Source organism: Streptomyces sp. NPDC058964 (assembly GCF_042741275.1).
GTDB lineage: Bacteria > Actinomycetota > Actinomycetes > Streptomycetales > Streptomycetaceae > Streptomyces.
On the sequence record NZ_JBHYKH010000703.1, the window covers coordinates 1 to 1370 of the forward strand.

Sequence of the window (1370 nt, forward strand, 5' to 3'; positions counted from 1 at the left end):
CGTCCCTGGCCGGCACCATCGTGCGCGGCGGCGCGACCCTCCCCGCTCTGCTGGAGCGCACACGGGAGACCTTCGGCATGGAGTCGGCGGAGCTGGTCGACGAGCCGCCGGACGCCGAGGGTGTCACCGCCGTGCCGGCTGGTCCGGGGGAGTACCTGGTGCTGCGCGGCCGCCCCCTGTCCTCTTCCGAGCGCCGTGTGCTGGCCGCGTTCGCCGCACATGTCGGCTCCGCGGTCGAGCGAGCCCGTCTGGCCGAGGCGGCGGCCGAGGTCGAGCCCGTCAAGGCCGCCGACCGGATGCGTACGGCGCTGCTGCGGGCCGTCGGACACGACCTGCGCACCCCGCTCGCCGCGGGCTGGGCCGCCGTCACCTCCCTGCGCAGCCGCGACGTCGAATTCTCCGCCGCCGACCGCGACGAACTCCTCGCCACCGCCGACGAGTCCATGGCCAAGCTCAACCGCCTGGTGGAGAACCTCCTCGACCTCAGCCGCCTGGAAGCGGGTGCCCTCACGCTGAACCTGCGTCCCACCTCGCTGGAGGAGGTGCTGCCCATGGCGCTCGCGGACGTACCCGGTGTCGAGGTGGCGGATGTAGAGGAGATCCCGGCGGTGCTGACCGACCCGCCGCTACTGGAGCGGGTGATCGCCAACCTCGCCGTCAACGCCGCCCGCCACACCCCTCCCGGACAGAAGGTACTGGTCAGCGCCAGCGCCTTGGACGGGAGGGTGGAGCTGCGGGTCGTGGACCGCGGCCCCGGCCTCCCGCCGACGGGCCGGGATCGCCTCTTCGAGCCGTTCCAGCGGCTCGGGGACACCGACAACACCACCGGACTCGGCCTCGGGCTCGCCCTCGCACGCGGCCTGACCGAGGCGATGAACGGCACCCTCACTCCCGAGGACACCCCCGGCGGCGGCCTGACCATGGTCGTGTCACTGCCCCTCGCCGAGCAGGCAGAGCAGGCCGTGGGTGCCGAATCAACCGAGCAGAGCGTAGGAGGTGCGTGATGAGCACCGAGACCGGCACCTGGCGACTGCACCGCACACGCGGGGCCAACACCACCGTCCGCGCCTGGTCGCTGCGCGACCGGCTCGCCCTGGCGGCCGGCGTGGCGGCCCCGTTCCTGGTGGCACTCGCTCTCGTGCCATTCCACACCGACCTGTCGCACACGAATGCCGCGCTGATTCTCGTGGTGGTGGTCGTCGCGGTGGCCGCGCTGGGCAGCCGTACGGCGGGCGTCGTGGCGGCACTGTCGGCGGCGGCCTGGTTCGATTTCTTCCTGACCCGGCCCTACCAGACGTTCGACATCACCGCATCCGCAGATGTCGAAACCGCCGTCCTGCTGCTCGGCGTGGGCCTGATGGTCTCGCAAC

General features: G+C 72.5%; 2 protein-coding genes. Both read left to right on the forward strand.

Annotation, left to right across the window (positions count from 1 at the left end):
- The coding region (locus ACFW2E_RS43295) for a sensor histidine kinase (protein ID WP_384476608.1) at positions 1 to 1004 on the forward strand (1004 nt) is incomplete at its 5' end.
- The coding region (locus ACFW2E_RS43300; protein WP_384476610.1) for a DUF4118 domain-containing protein at positions 1004 to 1370 on the forward strand (367 nt) is incomplete at its 3' end. The genes ACFW2E_RS43295 and ACFW2E_RS43300, both read left to right, overlap by 1 nt.